This is a genomic window from Bacteroides uniformis (genome assembly GCF_025147485.1).
Taxonomy (GTDB): Bacteria; Bacteroidota; Bacteroidia; order Bacteroidales; family Bacteroidaceae; genus Bacteroides; species Bacteroides uniformis.
In genome coordinates this window covers 113,420-136,726 of sequence record NZ_CP102263.1, presented here as the reverse complement: position 1 = coordinate 136,726, position 23,307 = coordinate 113,420, and the positions used below count along the sequence as shown (strand labels likewise).

Below are 23,307 nucleotides of genomic sequence, written 5' to 3'. Positions count from 1 at the left end.
ACTTGATATATAATTAATAGTTTTCAAATCTCATTTTTACATCCCCAATGGAGATGATATCTCCAATTTTCAGTATATGCCCTTGTTTGGTGACTTGGGTGGAATTGACATAAGTCCCATTACTGGACTCCTGCCACAACTTTAACTCCTTCTGCCATTGCCCGTCCCGAATAATCCATTTATCAGTGGCGGGATTTGTTTCTATTGTGCAATGATGGCGTGATATATAGGCACTTTGCTGTTCTGTTATATGTAGCAGATTGTCGCGTTCTCTCCCGATAGTAAGGATTCTATTGCCATATTTTATAAGTTCACTTAATTGATATATTTTTCCGTACTCTTCACCTTGCATAATACGTATACAGAAACCATTGACTGTTTGTGGTGGACAATATCCTCTTTCCATAGGGACTTGGCTTATTGCTGGCAGGTGTTCCAATACCTCTTGCACAGACTGGAAACGTTTTTTGAAATCTGGATTAAGACATCCTGCAAAGAGTTGCTGCCACTGCTCTCTATGTTTCAACTGTGTCAATTTCTGCCGGTTCCAATCTCCATTTTTCCCACGTTTCTGGTATAGTGCCAATTCATTATGACTGCTCAATTCGCCAAAGGGCAAACTGCCAGTTAATAATTGAAAGGCTAATACTCCAAAAGAAAAAATGTCCGTAGTGGGTAGGACAGTGGCCTCACCTCGCATGCGGTTCACTTGTTCTGGCGGCATATATGCATAAGTCCCGAAGATTTGGTTGGGTTTACCAAAAATATTGCGTTCAGTCATACGTTTGTTTCTATCCCCTGCTATACCGAAATCTGTCAACGCAGCAATTCCGTTACTCTTGAAAAGGACATTCTCCGGCTTTAGGTCACGGTGAACCTTGCCTCTGGTATGCAAAGCATGTAAACCTATTAGAATTTGTTGGCAAATTAGAGGAATCTTACTGCTTCCAGAACCTAAATAAGGTGTTAAATCTCCTCCGGAACAGTATTCCATTACAATATAAGGGTTGCCTCCAACTGTACCGTAGTCCAATGAACGCACTAAATAGTCACAATCAATTTGCCCAGTTTTGAATTCCATCTCGAAACGTTCCATTAATGGTTTACGTATTTCAGGAGGAACTTCCCATAATCTCAGTAGTTTAAGCGCATAATCTTTGCTTGCGCTGTCCGTAACCCGATATACTTTACCGAATGAACCTTCGCCTAATGTTTGGGAAACCCTATAACGGTTATTGATATATTCCCCTACATTATAATCACATCTGTCGACAGTCCGGTTATTCACAAGAGTTATATTTAGTCACATTCAAACTTGAATCTTCGGTCGCCTAGTACAATGATATCATCCGGTATGATTTCTATTTTTCTGTTTACCTGGATATAGGTCGTTTGGAGCATACTTCGGTCAAGCAGATACCAATGACCATCATCGAAAACTATTTCAGCTTGTTCCTTTGAGGTGATTGTACGATTAGACATTTCTGTATTTTCCCGGTTCAAGATGATGGAGTTCCCTTCATATTCAAATCTTTTCGGAAGAATGTTCTCTTCTTCTTCCGGTATAATTGTTAATGAACAGTGAGGTTTGGTTTCCGGTTCTGTCTCTGTGATGTTCTTTATTTGTCGGCGTATGGTTGGCCGATGTACGCGGACACCGCAGTTCGGGCAAAAAGAGCAGGTTATTGCTATCTTACTTCCACATTCATGACAGAGCATTTTCTCTTCAGAAACGGAAGGTGCTTCCTCTTCTACTCTTATTGTTTTGTATTCATTGTTTGTTGATATGTTTGCTCTTTTCAATGGAGTTCCGCAGCAGGGGCAACTTGTGAAATCTCCTACTACCGGGTAATTGCAATTGGGACATTCTATAATTGGCTGTACAACAGTAGAATGATTCTCTTCTTCATTTGTTGTGGAAAACACCACAGTTTTTCTGCATTTTTCTTCATTAGAGCTGACATTCAATACTGTCGGTTTGGGTATAGCTTCTCCATGACCTTCTTTTGAAATAAAAATGTCCTGACTGTTGGCATAATTCTCCGGCATTCGCAAAGGTTGCCCGCATTTCAGGCATACTGTTGTGTTGGAATGGTTGTCCCAACCGCAATTCATACATCTCATAAGATTTTACTTTAATAATGGAATTACTTTGTATAAATCAGAGTTTCTCACCATTGTCGGTTTACCATGAATTTAGAATAGACCTCCCTTTTTCTGGGAGAGAATAATTGAAGATATTTTTCCTCCTTTGCTTTTAACTATGAGAGTTCCTTCTCTGGCCTTCTTGGTTTTTCCCACTTTTAGAATGAGTTTGCCACGGTCTTTTGCTATAGCTTCACACCATTCAGGAATATCTGCAACTTCCCATTCGGCATTGGAGTCTACTTGCAGTTCCTTAATTTCTCCTTTGGAGCCGAATTCCAATTTATCTAATGCGATATTAATGAATTCTTCTTGGCCACCTTGGGTAACACTGACCGTAGCTTTCATCTTTTCATTACTGATTGTAATGGTGGCTTTACGTTCGGTAGTCAGCCAATTGGTCTGGCAGCTTATGGAGAGTTTCTTCTCACCGGGAGTCACTTGACACCAGTCTGCATCTGATATTGCAGTCCATTGTTCTGGAAGACTTTCTATTTTTATACTTTCTGCAGTCTTTGTCTCACACCCAAATTCCAGGCTTTTTCTGTCTATGGTAAGTCTGGTGATTTCGGCAGGAGGCGCTGGCTTGGGAGCGGGATTTATTTTTTCCTCACACTCTTTGATTTTATTTTTGCATGCTTGCTCCAGATTGCTGTCGCATTTCATGGCTGCTTTAAAACTTTTAATAGCGTCTCTGTATCTTCCTCTTTTCATGTATGTCTCTCCCTTTTGATAGATGGAGGCGCATTGCCCCCATATACTTATTGGCATAGAGAGAGCGAACGCTAAAACAATCAGTCTGATAAGTTTATTCATTTTCATTGTTGTCTATGTTTATATATGGTTCTATTTTTTTTGCACGGTCTTCAAAAGCCTGGGCTGCTACGGCTTGGTCAAGGTCTTTCATGATATTTGCCTTTTCTTTAAAAACATGATAGGCAGAATCCAGTATGGCCTCTACTTGCTGTTTCAGTTCTGTTGCATTTAAGTATATTTTCGCGGAGATGGAATCTTTGTAGTAATTTATTTGGCGGTATTTGCCAATGGCATTTATGTAAAAATCCTCAAATACGGAATCATTGTTTTGCTTTAAAGTGTCAATGTCAAATCGGAAAACATCTCCTTGTATTTTAGAGTTTTCGCCTTCTTGAATGATTGACAGACACATTTGGTCGTAATCAATCGTTGGAGTCGGTTCCGGTATGGATTCCACTACTGGTTCTTTGCCGCTTATTAGCGAAAAGATGATGACAATTGTTGCGAATATAGCTGTGATTGCTGCTACGACTATAACTTTTTTGCGTTTCCCTTTGTCTTGATAGGGTGACATCTTATTTATGTCAGAAGAGTGTGCGCTAATGGAATCCTCATGGGTTTTGTCCTCTTCCTCTTGCAAAGTATCATGGCTGTTGTTTGACAGACTAAAGGGGACGGGACTTCCATTGATATGTTGGGAAGTGTAGTCTGCAATTTGTCTGGCTGTGGGTCTGTCCCATGGATTTAAGGCAAGGCACTTGTAAATGATATCTTTTAATTCTTGAGAAAAGTCTTCGTTGATAAGTGGAATGTCTGCACCGTTTTTTTGCAATACGCCTCCATGATCGCCATAGGGCGGCATACCGGTTAGAAGCTCATACATTGTTGCTCCCAATGACCAAATGTCACTAGCCATAATAGGGGCGGGAGATGGACCAAAACGTTCTGGTCCCATATAGGCCAAAGTTCCTCCACTGGATTCTTGGCCTTGGTTCCTGCGTAATGTACTTCTAATCCGTGCGCTGATTCCGAAATCCGTAATCATATACCTATTCTCATCATTAATCAGAATATTATCGGGTTTTATATCCTGATGGATAACCGGGGGAGTTTTTGCATGAAGATAAGCCAGTCCCTCTGCAACATCATGGAGCAAATGCCAGCTTTCCGTTTCTGTTATCCGGTTGTTGTCAGTAAGGTATTGGAAGGCCGAACCGTTTTTGCAAAAAGGCAAAATCAGGTATGGCATCCGTTCCCAGCAGTCATAATAAGTAGGATGCAGTAAATTGGTATGATTCATATCAAATACGAGGGAGAACTCTTGTGTGAAAAGGGATATCCCCGCATCGTCAAGCCCCATCCCCGGAGCATATATTTTTATGGCGACCTTAACATCCGTAAGTTTGTCTTGTGCCAGCCAAACTTCAGAAAATCCTCCTCTTCCTAGTTGTTTGAGTAGCTCGTATCTATCTGCTATGATTTGTCCACTGTCTAACATAGAACTTATAAATTATGTAAAAGAACTGTTTTCTTTTGGAAACAGCCTTTCTTTGTGTGATTGTATTATTTTGTTTGATTGAGTATATTCGCAATTCTTTATCCACAAAGTAATTAATAAAAATGTAAATAAGAAAATGAGAAAAAGTTTGAAATGTACTAAAATGTTGTTTTAATGGCTTATGTAGCTAAATATTGTACTATGATGTGATTTTTTTGTTTCGTTTTAATAAAGCGGTAGCGTATGCTCTTTTGTGGTTGAGAAATACGCCTTATGCTTGACGGTATTTCGCAAAAATATTTTAAGTTTGCAGATGTATTGAATAAATAATCTAATTACGAGAAACATGGGAGAGAGGATGGATAAGCGAATTCGATTTTATATTTATTGGATATTAGGGTTTGTGCTTCTAGGAGCTTGTGCGCCCGGAGATAAAGAGGACGTATACACAGAAATGAGAGCTTTTGAGGATTTTTCCCATATAAATGGAGATTCTGTGGCCATTGTGCCCCGAAAGGTAAGGTTGAAGGCTTTTCAAAAGATGGAAGAGGCAAAGGATAGCTTGGTCAAGTATAATTATCTGGCAATGACACTGAAAACATATTTGATTACTTCACAGCTTGATTCGGCACAAATCGTAATCCAGCAGATACATGACTTTATAGAAAGGCAGCATAGTTCTTCTCAAATGGCAGATTTGGAGTCTGAATGTTTCAATATGAAGGGAAATATCTTTGCACGTGTTGGGAATATGGATTCTGCCGAAATTTGTTTCCGGAAGGCTTATGAATTACGGATGAGAGGGACTAGGATTGAAGTGGTGCCGGATATTTTGATGAATCTTGCAGATGCGAATAACCGTTTAGGAAAATTGGATATAGGGGCAGCTTGGTATAGGAGAGCTTTGTTGATGTGCGACTCTTTGCATATAGCTTCTACCAAGAAACCTCCCATTTATTATGGTTTGGCACAAGTATATGTTACCATGCGTGATTTTGAACAGTGTGATTACTATTATAATCTGGCAGGAGAAAGCTATGACAGTATGCTACCTTATGAAAAATATATTTATTTGAATAATAGAGGGACTTCTTACTATTATAGGGAGGATTACCAGACAGCGATAAAATATTTCCAAAAGGTTATTGATTTAGTCGAAGGATATGCTGATATGAGTTTTGAACTTAATCTGGGGAGGTTGAATTTAGGAGACTGTTATCTTCAACTGAATATGGTTGATTTGGCTGTTAAATATATAAATGAATGCCAACTTTTTTTTGAGGAAATGGGGGTGAGTACTGCACTATATTATATCGATACGCAGAAAATAGAATTGGCTCTGCTTCAGAAAGACTTTCAAGAGGCACGTCGTTTATTGTCCGAGAGTGTAGTCCCTCCGGGCATCGACCCTGATATGGTACATATCCGTAATAAATACCTTCAGCAGTTTTACGAGGAAACCGGCAACTACAAGAGGGCTTATCACTATCTGCAGAGGAACAACCAGCTTGATGATTCTATCAGGAATGAGCGTGTCCGGATGCGTACGGCAGACTTGACTTTGCGTTATCAGCAGGATTCTACCTTGATAGCACATCGGGTTTTGCTTCAGGAGCAGAAAAACAAGGTGCTGGTGCTGAGGCAGACACAGTTTGTCGTGTTTGCTGTAGCTGTTGTATCTATATTGACGGCGGTTTTCCTTTATCTGTACAGCAAAAAGAAACGTGCTTTGTTGCTTGCACGGAATCATCGCACAGTCTCTACACTTCGTCTGGAGAATATCCGTAACCGCTTGTCCCCTCATTTCATCTTCAATATGCTGAACCGGGAGATGGCGGAGCGGAATGTGGAAGAAAAGCAAGAGCTTTCGTCGCTGGTAAAACTGATGCGTCGCAATCTGGAATTGGCGGAACAACTGTGTGTAACCTTGGCAGAGGAGCTGGATTTTGTGAAAACATATATTAATCTGGAACGCCGTTCTTTAGGTCCGGATTTTCATTCGGAACTGAAGATAGAAAAGGATGTGCAGCCGGAGCAAATAAGGATTCCGTCTATGATGATTCAAATTCCGGTTGAAAATGCAGTGAAGCATGCGTTGCGCGAGAAGGAAGGTGAACGTAATCTTTGGGTTTCGGTCTGCCGCCGGGGAAATGGTATCTGTATAAAGATAACGGATAATGGTGGCGGTTATCGTCCGGACAGTCGGAACCGGGGCACGGGGACGGGAATGAAAGTCATTATGCAGACCATTCGGATTCTCAACAATAAGAACAAGGAGGCCATTGATGTTTTGGTGCACAATGTCTCTCTACAGAGTGGTGAGATGGGCTGTGAGGTGACTTTCTGGCTGCCTGACAACTACGATTACAGAATTTAAAAGAACCGTTTAATCTTATTTTTTGCAAGGATAGGCATATTTACAGACAAATAGTCCGTAAATGACCTTCTATTGCTTTGTATGGGAGTAGGATTATGTATATATTCGCGAGAAGAAAAACATAAAAGGAACATGGATAAATATAAGGTTGCAATAGTTGACGACGATGAGGTGGCTCTTGAGAATCTGAGTTTTGAATTGGGAAAGGATGCACGCTTCTTTTTGAAAGGAACTGCCCGTAATGGTAAACAAGGGAAAAAACTCATTGCCAAGGTACAGCCGGATTTGTTGTTCTTGGATGTGGAACTGCCGGACATGACTGGAATGGAATTACTGCAGGAAATACGTGACAGTGTTTCGTGGAATATGCGGATTGTTTTCTATACGGCTTATGATAAGTACATGATTCAGGCTATCCGGGAGGCTGCGTTCGACTATCTGCTGAAACCTTTTGAAGAGCAGGAGTTGCGGGATATTCTTGCGCGTTTTGTAGAGCAGGCAGAGGCTGGGCAGAGAATGTCATATCCCATTGGTGCACCGTTGCATACCGGACAGACATTTATCGTATTTACGCCAACTAATGATATGCGTGCGTTGCGTCCGGCTGAAATCGGCTTTTTTCGCTATTGTTCCGAGCGTAAACAATGGGAGGTGATACTAAACAACCAGCCGCCGTTGGTGTTGCGTCGCGGAATGACTGCTGAGCAGATTACTCAATATTCATCCAGTTTCGTGCAGATACATCAATCGTATATTATCAATATTGATTATCTGATGATTATAAAGGATAGCAAATGCATGCTTTATCCACCATTTGACAAAGTGACGGAACTGCTGGTTTCCAGAAAGTATAAGAAAGAGCTGCAAGACAGATTCTGCTTGTAAAGTGATAAGAATTATTTGGTTAGGGAGTTGACGCCGCAGGTTTTGGTGGCGTTGACGTAAAGAAAAGGCATTGAACCTCTAAAGTCCAATGCCTTTTTATTTATCAAATACTATTTTCGTATTTATCAGAAGCGAAGTTTATTTCACTTCGATACCTTTGTTCTGCAGTGTGACGTTCAATACTCTGGCATAATCAGCATACTGCTTTTCATTCAGAGTCTTTTTCATCAACTTCAGATTACCATAAACTGCATTACGGAGTAACTTCTCCTGATTCTTCTTGGAATTTGTAGCGCGTTCCATCTGTTCTGTAAAATATTCGCAGATGTTTGCCACTTCTTCATGCTGGTTGGAATCCAGATTCAAATACTTGCTCAACTTTGTTATGTTGATGTTACCTTCCCATTTTGCAGTTGTAGGTTGGTTTCCTGCTGCAAATGTTGTAGCAGTCAGGCAGACTGCTGCCACTAATGTTAATCCTAAACGTTTCATAATACCTACTTTTTAATTGTTATTCCTAAAAACTAATTTCAATCTAATACCTATTGAAAACTCTCTAAGCGCTTAGCTTTTTCTTTTACCTATGCAAATGTAGGTATATGTTTTATAACACAAAAATGAATAAGGGAAAAAGTGTAGTTTATACCTTCATTTCTTGACTTAAATCAATTTTATAGTGTGAAAATGCTTTGTTTAGATGCTTTTTGTAATACGAATGTAATGTGGACTAACTGAATTTATATTTGTAGTAATGGATAAAAGGATTTTTATTAGTCAAAATGTTATTGCCAAATAGTTTCGGGTAATTCTATGATTACTCTGCTTTCAGAGCAGACTCCCACAAAGCCTAATCCGCCTATGACGTTGCAAGGCAGACTGATAGGTTCCATTAAAGCATCGTCGTAATCCCCATCATCCAGGCAGTTTAAGGCTTTTAGATAGCGGTATTCGGCTTCAGTGATGCTAAGCAACCGTACGGTGATGGTTTGTTTGCGGGATATATGGTCGTAGTAGTGTCCCTCTATCGGATAATAATCTTGGTAGAGAGGGGTGTATACTTTCAATGTGGCATAAGAGTTACGGAAAGTGTTATCATTGAATATGTTGTATTTGTTATTTATGGTGGGAAACAATTCATTTTCTTCATCATCATAGTTGCCAGGGTGGCCGTCAGTCAGTATAACATCTTCCCGGTTGATGATTTCGTTCTGTCGGGGAGCAAGGATGGTAGTGTCTCTGGGTATGGAGGCCCAATGCCAAGAGCCGTCCTCGTCTTCCACTTTGATGAGGCTGCCGTTTTCATCTTCCAGGTATTCTTTCCATTTGCAATAGTAACTACGGTCATTCCAAATGTCCAGCCGGTAGTAGTTCTTCTCGTTGGGGCGGTCTTGCAATGTAATTTTGTATTGGCGGTAAAGGGTTTGTCCGCTGTACTCGCGCAGGTAGGCCAAGCAAGTGTCCACGTGCAGGCTCTCTATCGGTTGTGGCACGGTGACCTCGGCACTGGCATGGTATTTCCCGTTTTCGGCAGTGGCTTCCAGACGTATGTTGTCGCCGGGATGCAGTGTGCTGGTCAGACGATATTTCTTGAAACGTATACTTTTCAGTAATGATTCATAAATGTCCTTATCAAGTTCTCCTTCCAGATGCCCATAAATTTCTTCCGGGGAAACCGCTTTCGGAGTTTCTGCTATTTTGCCATTGATGTAGAGGAAAAGAGTTGCTTCGTTCAAATGTTCAATACTATAGCCCTCGCCTAAATGGAGATAGACATCATTCTCAGCTTGTCCGGTTTCGAGCAAGGCGTTCATGATGATTTGCGGATCTTGTTGTCCGGGATTGTAAGGAATCTCGTTTTCGCAGGCTGTTAGGAAGCCTACAATAGTTATGTATATAATAAGGTGTAATTTCATTTTTGTTTTCATATGCCGGATTTGTTTTTAAAATCTATAAGTATAGGTAACAGAAGGAATACAAGGCAGTATTGTTATTTTCTTGATGACAGTTTGAGCTTTCTTCTGCCCGGTATTTCCATGATAAATACTTTCGTAGAAATCATCGTAGTATACGTTGTATCCATTTTTGTATTTGCTGTAAACGATGTTCGGATTCATGGCATTGTATGCATTGTAGATACTGATATTCCAGGTACGCATACCATGTTTGGTCTTCTTGTTGAAGTTGACGCCGAGATTCAAACGATGGCTGGCGGGAAGGCGGTAATTGTTACGCCGGGAGATGTAACCGGTTTCCTCAATAGAGCCATCGGGCCGGATGATGATTGTTGCCTTTTCGGGGATAGTGATACATCCACCGGTATTGAATATCCAGGAAGCTCCTGCATCAATGCGGTCACTGAACTTATGGCTGAGATTGAGGCTGATGCTGTGGCGGCGGTCATATTTGTAGGGGAACCATCGGCCTTGGTTGATGGTACCGTTCTTAAAACGGTGATCGGTCTTGGATAGGGTATATGCCAGCCAGCCGGTAGTCTTGCCCAATGTTTTCTGTACCATCAGTTCCAGACCGAAGGAGCGGCCTTCGCCCATTTCCACTTTTTCTTCCCAGTTGGTAGAGGTGCCGAAGAAGGATACACCGTCTTGATATTCAAGTATGTGTTTCATCTGTTTATAATATCCCTCGACGGAGAACTCCCAACCCGGCAGTCCGGAATAGTAGCCTCCTATGGAGAACTGGTTGGCATACATCGGACTGATGTCTTTGGTAATGGGTACCCAGAGGTCGGTAGGCATAGACAGCGGAGTAGAGGACAGCAGATGCACATACTGTGCCATGCACGTATAGGATGCTTTGGCAGAATATCCTTGTCCGAGGTCATAGCGGGCGGAAAGGCGGGGCTGCAGCGAATAGTAGCTTTTCCCTTGTGTGTGGAACAGCGATGTGCGTACACCTGCATTCAGACTGAGCCTGGCGTTTACATTGAAATTGTCTTCGGCGTAAAGGGAGATTTCTTGTCCGCGCATGGCATGGCTGTTGCTGGTATTGTAAACCGTATCTTCCTGGAGGGCGCCATTATCTATATCTTGTATTTTCGAGGTAGCTATTCCCGGACGGAACGTATGGTGGATGTACTCTGCACCGAACTTGATGTGGTGCTGCGGCATGGGGGTGTAGTCAAAGTCCATACGCGCACTCCAGTCACGGATACCGGAGTTGAACTTGGAGGAGTAATAGTATCTGTCTTGTACTTTATTGGCGACAGTATAGGTATCTTCTATGTTTCCGTCCAGCCCCATCTCATATTTGTTGTATGAGACGGTGGTGTTGCAAAACAGCTTGCTGTTGAATACATAGTTCCAGCGGCCGTAGGCGATGGTGTTTCCCCAATTCAGATGGCTGTTGTCCTTGGAATAATTCTTAATGCTGTTGTCGTAATTGTCACCGTGGTAGTCACTGTCATAATGATAGTGGTCTTTCCCCTTGTAGAAACTGAGGAAGATGCGGCTACGGTCGCTGAACTTATGATTGACCTTTGCATTGACGTCGTAAAAATAGTAGTTGTATTTGTCGGAATAGGTGTCGTCTTTGTCTACAATGAGATTTTTGAAGAATAGGGTGGGGATGGCTCGTGCGCTGAAACTGAAGGAGGTCCGTTCTTTCCAGATAGGGCCTTCGATATGCAGTTTGTCCGTCAACAGGCCTATGCTGAATGCGCCGTGGTATTTATGCATGTCTCCGTCGTTGGTCCGTACATCTACTATAGACGAAAGACGCCCGCCGTAGCGGGCAGGAAAAGAACTTTTGAAGAGTGTGGTGTTCTTTACCGCTTCGGGCGTAAAGATGGAGAATACTCCCAGCAGGTGGTCTGCGTTGTAAACTGGAATTCCGTCCAGCATAACCAGGTTTTGGTCGGGACCTCCCCCTCGCACATACATGCCTGCAAAACCTTCCATACCGGCTTGCACACCCGGCATCAGCTGAATGGTCTTCAGCAGGTCGGCTTCTCCCAATATGGACGGGGTATGCCTGATTTGTGTCATCGGTATCTCATGCGCTCCCATGGCTGTGCTTTCTATGCCGGCCTCCCGCTTGTCCGAGAGCACCACGACCTCTGCCAGCTGGTTATTGCTGTCCAGCCTGACGTTGAGTAAGGTGTCTTTCGTCAGTTCGAACCGGCTATGCCGGCTTTCGTAGCCCAGGTAGGAGAAAACCAGTTCCGTTTCCCCTTCCGGCAGGGTGAGGGAATAGAAACCGAAAGGATTGGTGGCAGTACCTGTGGAACGACGACTCTCAAGGATATTGGCACCAATCAGCGTCTCGGAAGACGCTCCGTCAGTCACGTATCCGCTGATGGTGAACTTACGGCTAACGGGTTTCTGCGGCACGGGCCGCTTATGGAGTAGAATGTGCTTTCCGGATATTTCGAACGTGATGGGTTCGTTTTCAAAGGCACGTTGCAATATCTCACTGATGTTCTTTTGTTTCATCTCCAGTGTGATGCGGTGCGTGAGCTTTACTTCTTCCCCATAGATGAAGGAGAATCCGGTTGCATTTTCCAGTTGCTTCACGAAACTCTCTAAAGTTGCGTTACGGATATTCAGGTTTATACGTGTTTCCTTGTTTTGTGCCTGTGCATGGAGTGAGACGCTTAAAAGAACCACACACATCAGAAGTACGGTTCTGATGCGGTGGTGCGAACAGATAGTAGAGCTGGTCATTGTCAGTTAAGTTTAGTAGTAAGGATAATAGTGTTGTTTTCTTTTTTATAGGTAAAGTTGCCGGCGTCCTTCAGTAGGTCGAGGATTTCTGTAAGACTCTCCCCTTCGCGGAAGGTAGCTGTCATATGATAGTTCTTCAGGCTGTCTCCTTCGATACGTATATCGGTACGGAACGTTTCGGAAAGTTGACGGACGATTTCCTGCAAGGGTTGCTGATCGAATGTCAGTACGCTATGGATTACTTGGGTTTCCTCGGTAGTATGTATGGCTTCTGTGGGAATGGCTTCCCGTTGTGGTGCTACGTATAAGAACTGATAGGCTGCCCAGCTCGTTACACAGAGCAGGACTACGGCTGCGGCACTGGCTGTACGCATCCAGAACCGCTTCATGCTGCGGCGCTTTAGCAAACGGCTTTCCAGCAGCCTCCAGCTGTTCTCTGCCGTAAAGCGTCCTCGTGGGGAACGGGTAGAAGCAACCAGTTTGTTCAGTACCTTGTCGAAATTCTCGTTATTCACTTTCATTTTTGGCAATTTATTAAGAGCCTATGACTCCTTTTCTGCATGTAAAGACAGCTCCTTTTCAGGAATTCCCTATGCCTATATCCTGAAATAATGTTAATCTAAAGCTCTTTGTCCGTGAAAGTCCGTCCTGCCTACGTATGACTTCCTTGTTTCTCTGTTTCAATCAATAGGGAAGGTGTGCTCGAGATGTGCATCTCATGTTGTGCGAGATGTGTATCTCATGCAGCTCGAGATGTACATCTCATACATGCATACGCGGCTTCTTGCAAGGAAGATGAAGCAGAGTTCACTCCGTCAGCAATGCTTCCTTGAGTCTTGTGAGTGCTTTTTGCAGTTGCGCGTCTACTGTCTTTGTGCTGATGTTCAGCTCCTCCGCCACTTGTGCATAGCTTTGTTTCTCTTCGCGCAGGCGGATGAATACTTCACGGCAACGCTCCGGCAGGCGGTCGAGCGCCTTGACATATCGGGCAAACAGTTCTTCGCTGATAAGAGTGTCTTCGGGGGAATCGGCCTGGCCGGAAACTTCGGGAAGCTGTTCGGACGAGAGTGTAGGGTGCCGGTTCTCTTTTTCCAGGTAATTGAGGGAGGCATTTTTGGTAAGGATAAAGCAGTAATCCTCTATGTTGTTCACTTCCGGCAGCCGGGCGCGTTGTTCCCAAAGCTTCATGAAGACGTCGAGCACAATTTCTTGCGCCCATTCTTCGTGCTTCACGAAATAGCAGGCAATACGGAACAAGCGGTCGTAGCACAGATTGTAGAAACTGTGAAAAGCCCGTTCCGAGTTTTCTTCCTTCATTTGGCGTAAGTAGCGTCTGACTTCTTGTTCGGTCATGCAGTCTCCCGGTTTTGCTGTTAATCAATGAACATCAGGTCGCTTATTATGCCGTCCGAAACAAAGATGCCTTCCCGGGTCAGGCGCAGGCGGTCTGCCTGCATCTCCAGTTTGTGGCTTTGGAGGTAGGGGGCTGCCATTTTCGTGCAATATTGGCACAACTCTGTGCCGAAGGCTTCTTCCGTATATGTCAGGGAGATTCCCCACATGGTACGCAGGGAAGTCATGATGTATTCATTGTAACGGGTCACTTTATCCAGAATTTCTGTTTCGGAGGAACGGTGTCCCTCTTCAATGGACTTTATGTATCCTTCCAGAGAAGCTGTGTTCCATTCCCTTGTCTCCGCATTGAAGGAGTGGGCTGAAGGGCCGCAGCCCAAATACGGAATGCCTTTCCAGTAAGCAGTGTTGTGGCGTGAGTACATGCCGGGCTTGCAGAAGTTGGATATTTCGTAATGCTCATACCCCGCGGCTCCCAGGGTGTCCATGAGCGCCGAGAAGAAGCGCACGCTACTCTCTTCATCTACTTCGCTGATACGATGGCTCTGCAGCATTTCGTAGATGCGGGTGCCTTTTTCGTAAGTCAGATGATAAGCGGAGATATGCTCCACATCAAGACCGACGGCTTGTTGCAGGTCACGTTCCCACCGTTGGTCTGTTTCATCCGGTAGCCCATAGATGAGGTCGATGCTGATATTCCGGAAGCCGGCTTGGCGGAGGCGGTGTACGGCTACGATGGCTTGCGCGGCATTGTGCCGGCGGTTCAACAGTTTCAGGGTGGGGGCGTCGAATGTCTGTATCCCCATGCTTATGCGGTTGAAGGGGAGGGTGCGCAGCATGGACACATATTCTTCCGTCAGGTCGTCGGGATTGGCCTCGAGGGTAATTTCTTCGGCATGTTCTGTTCCATACACCTCTTTGATAGTCCGGAATATCTGCTCGAAATCTTCGTGAGCGAGCTGTGAGGGAGTTCCTCCGCCAAAGTAGATGGTCTCTATCGGTTCTTCCTTCAGATAACCCTTGCGGGTTTTCAGTTCAGTGCACAAGGCACGGATGTACTGCTGCTTCAATTCGCTGCGAGTGGTGGAATAAAAATCGCAATAGATACAGCGTGTCTTGCAAAAAGGTATATGAATATAGATGCCTGCCATGGTATGCTTATGGATATTTGTTGCAAAAATAGTCTTTTGGCAGGAGAATATATCGGTTTTCGGGACATTTAATGTAATATGGAAGTAGTCAGTGTCTTGGTGGATATTCTCAGTTTTGTCTGTAATCCGGAAAAATAGAACATTTTTTGAGTCGTATGGAAATTCATTATTCCGAATAAACTCCTTTCCTTTGTTATCAGAAAAAGGAATGGGTGTCTATTAAAATAATGAGTAATATGTTTGAAGGACTTGACTTTTGGTTTGAACAGATTATAGCTTATTGCATTGCCCTCGTACTGGTGCAGTTCATGAAGAAACAAATATAGCGGCAAATACTTTATTCACTTCCGTCGTAGCACGGTTTAATCTTAGGCTTTTTCTTGTGATTTCTGAGCTTTTGGGGTACTAATGACCGATATTTACCCCTTTTTGAAACAATAGTGCCCCCGAAATTACCGGGAATGGGGTAATTTTGCAGTATTGAAAAACAAACTTAAATAATATCATGAGAAAAAGTAACTACTTATGGCTGCTGCTGGTGGCAGTTTTATTGCTGCCCGCTCAGGAAATGGCTGCCAAGAAGAAAAAAGAGAAGGAAGTGACAGACCGCGAACTTTGGGCCGGGGTGTTGTATCAAATGGCTGCTCCGGTACTGAGCAATATGAGTGAAGGGAAGCTCCAGGAAAATATGCAGGTAGAGCTTAGCCCCACTTGGGATGGACGCGACAAACGGGTGACCTATATGGAATGTTTCGGACGTCTGATGGCGGGGTTGGCGCCCTGGCTCTCTTTGCCGGACGATGACACTGCCGAAGGCAAGCAGCGCAGGCAGCTCCGCGAGTGGGCATTGAAAAGTTATGCGCAGGCGGTAGACCCAGAAAGTCAGGATTACCTACTTTGGCGGAAAGAGGGGCAGCCGCTGGTCGATGCCGCTTATGTTGCTGAAAGCTTCCTGCGAGGATACGATGCTTTGTGGGTGCCTCTGGATAGTTTGACTAAACGGCGTTACATTGAAGAGTTTACCCAGTTGCGCCGTGTGGACCCTCCTTATACCAACTGGCTGCTGTTCTCGTCTACGGTAGAATGTTTCCTGCGCAAGGCTGGTGCCAAGAGTGATGCTTACCGTATTGTCTCCGCTCTGCGCAAGGTGGAAGAGTGGTATGTAGGTGACGGCTTCTATAGCGACGGACCGGGATTTGCCTTTGACTATTACAACAGCTTCGTACTCCATCCCATGTATGTGGAGTGTCTGGAAGTCTTTACGAACAGTGGAAAAAATAAGATATGGAATGCGCCGGATTGCAATTTCCAGCGTGCCCAGAAGCGCATGCAGCGTTTCGGCATGATTCTGGAACGTTTCATCTCTCCCGAAGGGGCCTTCCCCGTATTCGGGCGTTCCATTACCTACCGCACCGGTACCCTCCAACCATTGGCTTTGTTGGCATGGCGTGGATGGTTGCCCAAGGAATTGTCGAACGGACAGGTACGTGCTGCCATGACAGCTGTCATCAACCGTATGTTCGGTGACAACCGGAACTTCAACGAGAAAGGTTTTCTGACATTGGGATTCAATGGTTCCCAGCCTCATATCTCCGACTGGTATACTAACAACGGCAGCCTTTACATGGCTTCCCTGGCATTCTTGCCCCTGGGCTTGCCCGCCGACCATCCGTTCTGGACAGATGCTCCGCAGGCATGGACCTCGAAAAAGGCGTGGGGTGGTGAAGAATTCCCCAAAGACCATGCCTATTATGAGTAAGACTGATTCATTTTTTATAGTATTTATATTAATTGTTTGGGGGATTGGTGGATTTCCGGTGGCACTCTGTGCACAGGGTGCTGCCGGTGTCCTTCCCGAAACGCATCTGGTGGAAGTGGGGAAAGGATACAGCCAGACTTCCGTCAACACTGCCGTATTCCGTAATAATTCGCTGGTGACGCAAGGTGACGAGCAATACATCAGTTACTATGATGCGGAAGGGTTCCTGACTCTTGGAAAACGGAACCTCCATGCCGGACAGTGGACACTGCACCGCACACAGTATAAAGGGAATGTGAAGGATGCCCATAACGTCATCAGCATGATGCTGGACGGTGACGGGTATATTCATGTAGCCTTCGACCATCACGGACAGCCCTTGAACTACTGTCGCAGCATTGCACCCCATTCGCTGGAATTGGGTGAGAAGGAGCCCATGACGGGCGTGGATGAAGGCAATGTAACCTATCCGGAGTTTTATCTGCTGTCCGGAGGCGACCTGCTGTTTGCATACCGTTCCGGTTCTTCCGGCCGGGGCAACCTGGTGATGAACCGCTATTCCTTGAAGGAGAAGAAATGGAGCCGTGTGCAGGATGTACTGATTGATGGCGAGAACAAGCGCAATGCTTACTGGCAGCTATATGTAGATGAGCTTGGAACCATCCATCTGTCGTGGGTCTGGCGCGAGACTTGGCATGTGGAAACCAACCATGACCTATGCTACGCCCGTTCCTTTGACAATGGCGTAACATGGTATAAGGCAAATGGCAAGAAATATGATTTGCCCATCCGTCTGGGTAATGCAGAGTATGCCTGCCGCATTCCTCAGAATTCGGAACTGATAAACCAGACCAGCATGAGTGCCGATGCAGGCGGCAATCCGTACATTGCTTCCTATTGGCGCGACCCGGACAGCGACGTCCCGCAATACCGGATTGTCTGGCATGACGGGCAGATGTGGCACAGCCGCCAGGTCTCCGGGCGTACCACTCCGTTTTCCCTGAAAGGTGGAGGCACGAAGATGATTCCGATGGCCCGTCCGCGCATCGTAGTAGATGGCGGGGAGATATTTTATGTATTCAGGGATGAAGAACGGGGGAGCAAAGTCTCTTTGGCGCACGCTACGGATGTGGCAAACAGTAAGTGGAGCATCAGCGATTTGACCGACTTCACTGTCGGTGCCTGGGAACCGTCTCATGACACGGAATTGTGGAAGAGCAGGAAGCGGCTGCATCTATTTGTGCAGCATGCCAAGCAAGGAGACGGAGAGCGGGTTGTGGAGTTTGCACCGCAATCGGTATATGTATTGGAAGTAATAAGATAAAAGAACAGTATTAGTATATGAAAACGACATGCTTATTTTTATTGGGTTTGGCTTTTTGCTGGGGACTGTTCTCATGCACCGCTCAGCAGCCGAAACCGGAAGAAGTGATTGAGATTATCAATCGGGTGAACAACTATTGGCAGGAGACCCATCCGCAACATGGGCGCTCTTTCTGGGACAATGCCGCCTATCATACGGGAAACATGGAGGTGTTCTTCCTGACCGGTAATCCGGAATGCTATGCCTATTCCGAGGCGTGGGCAGAACATAATGAATGGAAAGGCGCGAAGAGTGACAACAAGGAAGAGTGGAAGTACAGCTATGGGGAGAGTGATGATTATGTGCTTTTCGGTGATTATCAGATTTGTTTCCAGACTTATGCGGATTTGTATACCGTGAAGCCGGATTCCGGGAAGATAGCCCGTGCGCGCGAAGTGATGGAATACCAGATGAGTACGGACAAGAACGATTATTGGTGGTGGGCAGACGGACTTTACATGGTAATGCCCGTTATGACAAAGATGTACAAGCTGACCGGCAATCCGTTATATCTGGAGAAACTGCATGAATACTGGACCTATGCCAACAGCATCATGTACGATGCGGAGGAAGGCCTATACTATCGCGACGGCAAATATATTTATCCAAAACATAAAAGTGTGAATGGTAAGAAAGACTTCTGGGCGCGTGGCGACGGTTGGGTGCTGGCTGCCTTGGCAAAGGTACTGAAAGACCTGCCCGAAACAGACCAATACCGCCAGGAGTACATAGACCGCTTCCAGACGATGGCCAAATCCGTGGCTGCCTGCCAGCAGCCGGAAGGCTACTGGACACGCAGTATGCTCGACCCTGAGCATGCTCCCGGTCCTGAAACCAGCGGTACGGCTTTCTTTACCTATGGTCTGTTATGGGGGATGAACAACGGCTTGCTGGACAAGGCTACTTATCAACCCGTAGTGATGAAGGCGTGGAATTATCTGACTACTGTAGCCTTGCAGCCCGATGGCCGCATAGGGTATGTACAGCCGATTGGCGAGAAAGCCATTCCCGGACAAGTGGTTGATGCCAACTCTACTGCTAACTTTGGGGTAGGGGCATTTCTGCTGGCAGCTTGTGAGATGGTGCGTTTTTTGAATGCCGACTGATTGGAGAGATTAAATAAGTGTATATGTTACACAACATATACACTTTCTTTGTATTATAATGTATATAGTGTTAATTTTACACCCGTTAAAAGGTTTAATATAAAAAGATTATGATTGTACGGATGAAAAACACTTTCCGGATGCTTTTGGCGGCAATGTTATTGTCGTTGTTTGCACTTCCGGGATATTCCTGGCAAAAATCCTTTCCCGAAAAAGATTATGTAGCTTATTTGTTCACTTATTTCACTGGGAATAGTGGCGATGAAGAAGCTGTGCGCTATGCTGTAAGCATGGACGGTTATACCTACTGGGCATTGAATGATAATGAACCGGTAATCGACTCGAAAGTCATCAGCTCCACCGGGGGAGTCCGCGACCCGCATATCCTTCGTTGCGAGGATGGCAAGACTTTCTATATGGTAGTGACAGATATGGTTTCAGCCAATGGATGGAGTTCCAACCGTGCCATGGTTTTGCTGAAATCTACCGACTTGGTCAACTGGTCTCACTCCGTTATCAATATACAGAAGCGCTATTCAGGTCAGGAGGATTTGAAGCGTGTATGGGCTCCGCAGACTATCTACGACCCGGAGGTGGGAAAGTACATGGTGTATTGGTCTATGCTGCATGGCGATGGAGCCGATGTCATATATTATGCTTATGCCAATGCGGAGTTTACGGATTTGGAGGGAGAGCCCAAGCCATTGTTTCTGCCGGAGAACGGGAAATCGTGCATCGATGGAGACATTGTCTATAAGGATGGTGTTTTCCACCTTTTCTATAAGACGGAAGGGCATGGAAACGGCATAAAGGTGGCCACCACCCGTTCCCTGACCTCCGGGGCATGGACGGAAGAGCCCGATTACAAGCAACAGACTAAGGAAGCCGTAGAGGGTGCGGGCACTTTCAAACTGATAGGGCAGGATAAGTATATCCTGATGTACGACGTCTATATGAAAGGAAGCTATCAGTTTACGGAAACCACTGACTTGAAGAATTTTAAGGTGATAGACAGCGAGGTGAAGATGAACTTCCATCCCCGTCATGGGACCATTATCCCCATTACCCGCCATGAGCTGTTGCGCATTACCGATGAATGGGGCAAGCCGACAGAACTGGGCGCATTGCCCAACAATCCCGTATTGCCGGGTTTCCATGCCGACCCGGAAATCCTTTATTCCCATCAGACCCAAAAGTATTACATCTATTCTACTACGGACGGACAGCCGGGTTGGGGAGGCTGGTATTTCACCGTATTCTCCTCCACGGATTTGAAGACCTGGCAGGATGAAGGCGTCATGCTGGACTTGAAGTCGGAGCAAGTGCCCTGGGCAGATGGCAATGCTTGGGCGCCTTGCATTGAAGAGAAAAAAGTGGACGGTAAGTATAAATACTTCTTCTATTACAGTGGAAACCCCAAGAATGGCGGCGGCAAGCAGATTGGAGTGGCTACGAGCGATTCTCCGGCCGGCCCTTTCACCGATTTGGGACGCCCTGTCGTTACTGCTTCACCCGTCGGTGGCGGGCAACAGATTGATGTGGATGTGTTTACAGACCCTGTTTCGGGCAAATCCTATCTTTACTGGGGCAACGGCTACATGGCAGGTGCCGAGCTGAACGACGATATGGTGTCCATCAAGGAAAATACCGTTACGGTGATGACGCCGGAGGGAGGCACCTTGCAGGACTATGCTTTCCGCGAAGCAGCCTATGTCTTTTATCGCAACGGGCTCTACTATTTCATGTGGTCGGTAGACGATACCGGTTCGCCCAATTACCATGTGGCATACGGTACGTCCAAGTCGCCGCTCGGTCCTATCGAAGTTGCCAAGCAACCCGTTGTACTGATTCAGAATCCGGAAAAGGAGATTTACGGTCCGGCACACAACGCTGTATTGCAGATTCCCGGTACAGATGAGTGGAGAATCGTTTACCACCGTATCAATAAATGGTACTTGAAAGATGGTCCCGGCGTTCATCGTGAAGTCTGCATAGACCGGATGGAGTTCAATGAAGACGGAACCATCAAGCCGGTGGTGCCTACCCTTTGATTTAATGATGTAACATAATAATTTAATACCATGAAGAATAGATTGAAATTACTGGTTTGGCTGTTTGCCCTCTCAGGTCCGCTGGCAGCACAGAGTGTATCTGTCAATGGTCCGGATGGAAAATTGCAGCTTACGGTATCCTGCCCGTCAGCCAACGGCGAAGTGTCTTACGCCGTCACCTACAATGGAAAGCAAATGCTGGAATCTTCTCCCTTGGGGATGGAGACAAATGTGGGTGATTTCTATAGAGGATTGCAGTTGAAGGAACATAAAGTCACAGCTCTCGATACGGTTTATGAACAATCCCGGATCAAAGCTTCGCGCATCCATTACTGGGCAAACGAATTGCTTTGTTCATTCGTCAACGGTGAGGGGAAGAATGTGCAGATAACTTTCCGCGTCAGCAACAATGACGTGGCTTTCCGTTACACCCTGCCGAGGGAGCAGGGAAAAGGAAGCGTCACGGTGAACAGCGAACGGACCGGCTTCCGCTTCCCGTCGCAGACCACCACTTTCCTTTGTCCGCAGAGCGACGCCATGATAGGGTGGAAGCGTACCAAACCCAGTTACGAAGAAGAATATAAGGCAGATGCCCCGATGAACGAACGTTCGGGTTATGGACATGGATATACATTTCCCTGCTTGTTCAAGGTGGGGGATGACGGCTGGGTACTGCTCAGTGAAACCGGAGTGGACAGCCGTTATTGTGGCTCGCGTTTGAGTGATTGGGATAACGGCGTGTATCGCATTGCTTTCCCCATGCCGGAAGAGAACAACGGCAACGGAACGGTGTCACCTGCCTTTTCCCTGCCGGGCTCCACGCCGTGGCGTACTGTGACGGTGGGGGAAACCTTGAAGCCGATTGTGGAAACCACCGTCCCCTGGGATGTAGTGGAACCACGCTATACCACCACCCATGATTACAAGCCGGGCCGTGGCACATGGAGCTGGATTCTCTGGCAGGACGGCAGCATCAACTACGACGACCAGGTGCGCTATGTTGACTTGGCAGCCGCCATGGGATACGAATATGTATTGATTGACAACTGGTGGGACAACAACATCGGTCGCGACCGCATGGAACAGTTTATCAAGTATGCCCGTAGCAAGGGTGTGGAGGTATTCTTGTGGTATAGCTCCAGTGGTTACTGGAACGATATAGAGCAGAGTCCCGTCAACCGGATGGATAACTCCATTGCCCGCAAGCAAGAGATGCGCTGGTTGCAAAGTCTGGGTGTGAAGGGTATCAAAGTAGACTTCTTCGGCGGTGACAAGCAGGAGACCCTGCGTTTGTACGAGGAGATTCTGAGCGATGCCGACGACCACGGTCTGATGGTTATCTTCCACGGCTGTACCTTGCCTCGCGGCTGGGAACGGATGTATCCCAATTACGTAGGCAGCGAGGCGGTGCTGGCTTCCGAGAATCTGGTATTTAGCCAGCATTTCTGTGATAACGAGGCGTTCAATGCCACGCTGCACCCTTTCATCCGCAATGCTGTGGGATGCATGGAGTTTGGCGGTGTGTTCCTGAACAAGCGTTTGAACCGCAGCAACGATGGCGGAACTATTCGCCGCACCACGGACATCTTTCAGCTGGCAACGGCAGTGCTGTTCCAAAATCCTATCCAGAACTTCGCCTTGGCACCTAATAACTTGACGGATGCTCCGCAAATCTGCCTCGACTTTATGAAACAAGTGCCCACTACTTGGGACGAGACCCGTTTCATTGACGGCTATCCGGGGAGATATATTGTTCTTGCCCGTCGTCATGGCAACACGTGGTACATAGCCGCTGTCAATGCAACGGCGGAACCATTGAAACTGAAGCTTGACCTTCCTGTGCTGGCAGGACAAGAGGTGTCTCTGTATAGTGATGACAAGAAGATGCAGCCTCAATTAAAGCTGCAGAAGATAAAGACTGACGGCTCTCTGCAACTCACGGTTCAGCCGCAGGGAGGGGCGGTAATCGTGGAATAAAGAAGGCATGGAGCAACCCTTGTTTTGTAATGATATATCATAACGGATTACTCCTTTTGCAAATCTTTGATTATCAGAGGTTTATAATTGTCCTGATTCAGTCGTATACTGAATGGCATTCACTATACGACTGAACCCTATTCACTATACGACTGAATGGCATTCAGAATACGGCTGATTGTGACTATCGAACTAAATGTGAATGAT

17 protein-coding genes are annotated in these 23,307 nt (G+C 45.8%); 7 read left to right on the top strand and 10 right to left on the bottom strand.

Annotated elements, in window-relative coordinates; translation table 11 throughout:
* Positions 1 to 13: 13 nt before the first annotated feature.
* From NQ510_RS00565 to NQ510_RS00550, 4 genes are all read right to left on the bottom strand, one after another.
* On the bottom strand, positions 14 to 1,288 hold the full coding sequence (locus NQ510_RS00565; protein ID WP_005830090.1) for an FHA domain-containing serine/threonine-protein kinase: 1,275 nt from the start codon (positions 1,286 to 1,288) through the stop codon (positions 14 to 16).
* A gap of 11 nt (positions 1,289 to 1,299) precedes the next feature.
* Positions 1,300 to 2,124, bottom strand: a complete 825-nt coding sequence (locus NQ510_RS00560) for a double zinc ribbon domain-containing protein (RefSeq protein ID WP_034525861.1) — start codon at positions 2,122 to 2,124, stop codon at positions 1,300 to 1,302.
* A 72-nt stretch (positions 2,125 to 2,196) separates the two neighbouring features.
* Positions 2,197 to 2,967: a BACON domain-containing protein gene (locus tag NQ510_RS00555; protein WP_005830094.1), complete on the bottom strand. Its 771-nt coding sequence runs from the start codon at positions 2,965 to 2,967 to the stop codon at positions 2,197 to 2,199.
* On the bottom strand, positions 2,954 to 4,399 hold the full coding sequence (locus NQ510_RS00550) for a serine/threonine protein kinase (RefSeq protein WP_005830096.1): 1,446 nt from the start codon (positions 4,397 to 4,399) through the stop codon (positions 2,954 to 2,956). Before NQ510_RS00550 ends, NQ510_RS00555 begins: the two co-directional genes overlap by 14 nt.
* 346 nt (positions 4,400 to 4,745) lie before the next feature.
* On the opposite strand from NQ510_RS00550, the gene NQ510_RS00545 reads away from it, so the two are divergent.
* Both NQ510_RS00545 and NQ510_RS00540 read left to right on the top strand, forming a co-directional pair.
* Positions 4,746 to 6,776 carry a tetratricopeptide repeat-containing sensor histidine kinase gene (locus tag NQ510_RS00545; RefSeq protein WP_005830098.1) on the top strand — a complete coding sequence of 677 codons (2,031 nt, stop codon included), beginning with the start codon at positions 4,746 to 4,748 and terminating at the stop codon, positions 6,774 to 6,776.
* A gap of 132 nt (positions 6,777 to 6,908) precedes the next feature.
* Positions 6,909 to 7,661 carry a LytR/AlgR family response regulator transcription factor gene (locus NQ510_RS00540; protein WP_005833286.1) on the top strand — a complete coding sequence of 251 codons (753 nt, stop codon included), beginning with the start codon at positions 6,909 to 6,911 and terminating at the stop codon, positions 7,659 to 7,661.
* Between the two features lie 138 nt (positions 7,662 to 7,799).
* Here NQ510_RS00540 and NQ510_RS00535 read toward each other — a convergent pair whose 3' ends face one another.
* From NQ510_RS00535 to hemW, 6 genes are all read right to left on the bottom strand, one after another.
* The gene (locus tag NQ510_RS00535; RefSeq protein ID WP_005830102.1) at positions 7,800 to 8,153 is read right to left on the bottom strand and encodes a hypothetical protein; all 354 of its coding nucleotides are present in this window, start codon (positions 8,151 to 8,153) and stop codon (positions 7,800 to 7,802) included.
* Positions 8,154 to 8,443: 290 nt separating this feature from the next.
* Positions 8,444 to 9,586: a DUF4249 domain-containing protein gene (locus tag NQ510_RS00530; RefSeq protein ID WP_005830104.1), complete on the bottom strand. Its 1,143-nt coding sequence runs from the start codon at positions 9,584 to 9,586 to the stop codon at positions 8,444 to 8,446.
* Between the two features lie 15 nt (positions 9,587 to 9,601).
* Complete coding sequence (locus NQ510_RS00525) at positions 9,602 to 12,340, bottom strand: TonB-dependent receptor domain-containing protein (protein ID WP_034525862.1); 2,739 nt, start codon at positions 12,338 to 12,340, stop codon at positions 9,602 to 9,604.
* Positions 12,341 to 12,342: 2 nt separating this feature from the next.
* A complete protein-coding gene (locus NQ510_RS00520; protein WP_005830106.1) occupies positions 12,343 to 12,861 on the bottom strand; it encodes a DUF4974 domain-containing protein in 519 nt (172 codons plus the stop codon).
* 286 nt (positions 12,862 to 13,147) lie between these two features.
* A complete protein-coding gene (locus NQ510_RS00515) occupies positions 13,148 to 13,693 on the bottom strand; it encodes an RNA polymerase sigma-70 factor (protein WP_005830107.1) in 546 nt (181 codons plus the stop codon).
* Between the two features lie 20 nt (positions 13,694 to 13,713).
* Positions 13,714 to 14,844: a radical SAM family heme chaperone HemW gene (hemW, locus tag NQ510_RS00510; RefSeq protein WP_005830109.1), complete on the bottom strand. Its 1,131-nt coding sequence runs from the start codon at positions 14,842 to 14,844 to the stop codon at positions 13,714 to 13,716.
* A gap of 505 nt (positions 14,845 to 15,349) precedes the next feature.
* On the opposite strand from hemW, the gene NQ510_RS00505 reads away from it, so the two are divergent.
* From NQ510_RS00505 to NQ510_RS00485, 5 genes are all read left to right on the top strand, one after another.
* Positions 15,350 to 16,603 carry a DUF2264 domain-containing protein gene (locus tag NQ510_RS00505; RefSeq protein WP_005830116.1) on the top strand — a complete coding sequence of 418 codons (1,254 nt, stop codon included), beginning with the start codon at positions 15,350 to 15,352 and terminating at the stop codon, positions 16,601 to 16,603.
* Positions 16,596 to 17,927: an alpha-l-rhamnosidase gene (locus NQ510_RS00500; protein WP_016273056.1), complete on the top strand. Its 1,332-nt coding sequence runs from the start codon at positions 16,596 to 16,598 to the stop codon at positions 17,925 to 17,927. Before NQ510_RS00505 ends, NQ510_RS00500 begins: the two co-directional genes overlap by 8 nt.
* Before the next feature lie 17 nt (positions 17,928 to 17,944).
* Positions 17,945 to 19,072, top strand: coding sequence for a glycoside hydrolase family 88/105 protein (locus NQ510_RS00495; protein WP_005830120.1), 1,128 nt, complete (start codon positions 17,945 to 17,947; stop codon positions 19,070 to 19,072).
* Between the two features lie 140 nt (positions 19,073 to 19,212).
* A complete protein-coding gene (locus NQ510_RS00490; RefSeq protein ID WP_374937462.1) occupies positions 19,213 to 21,123 on the top strand; it encodes a family 43 glycosylhydrolase in 1,911 nt (636 codons plus the stop codon).
* A 30-nt stretch (positions 21,124 to 21,153) separates the two neighbouring features.
* Complete coding sequence (locus NQ510_RS00485) at positions 21,154 to 23,100, top strand: glycoside hydrolase family 97 protein (RefSeq protein WP_005830125.1); 1,947 nt, start codon at positions 21,154 to 21,156, stop codon at positions 23,098 to 23,100.
* Positions 23,101 to 23,307 lie beyond the last annotated feature (207 nt).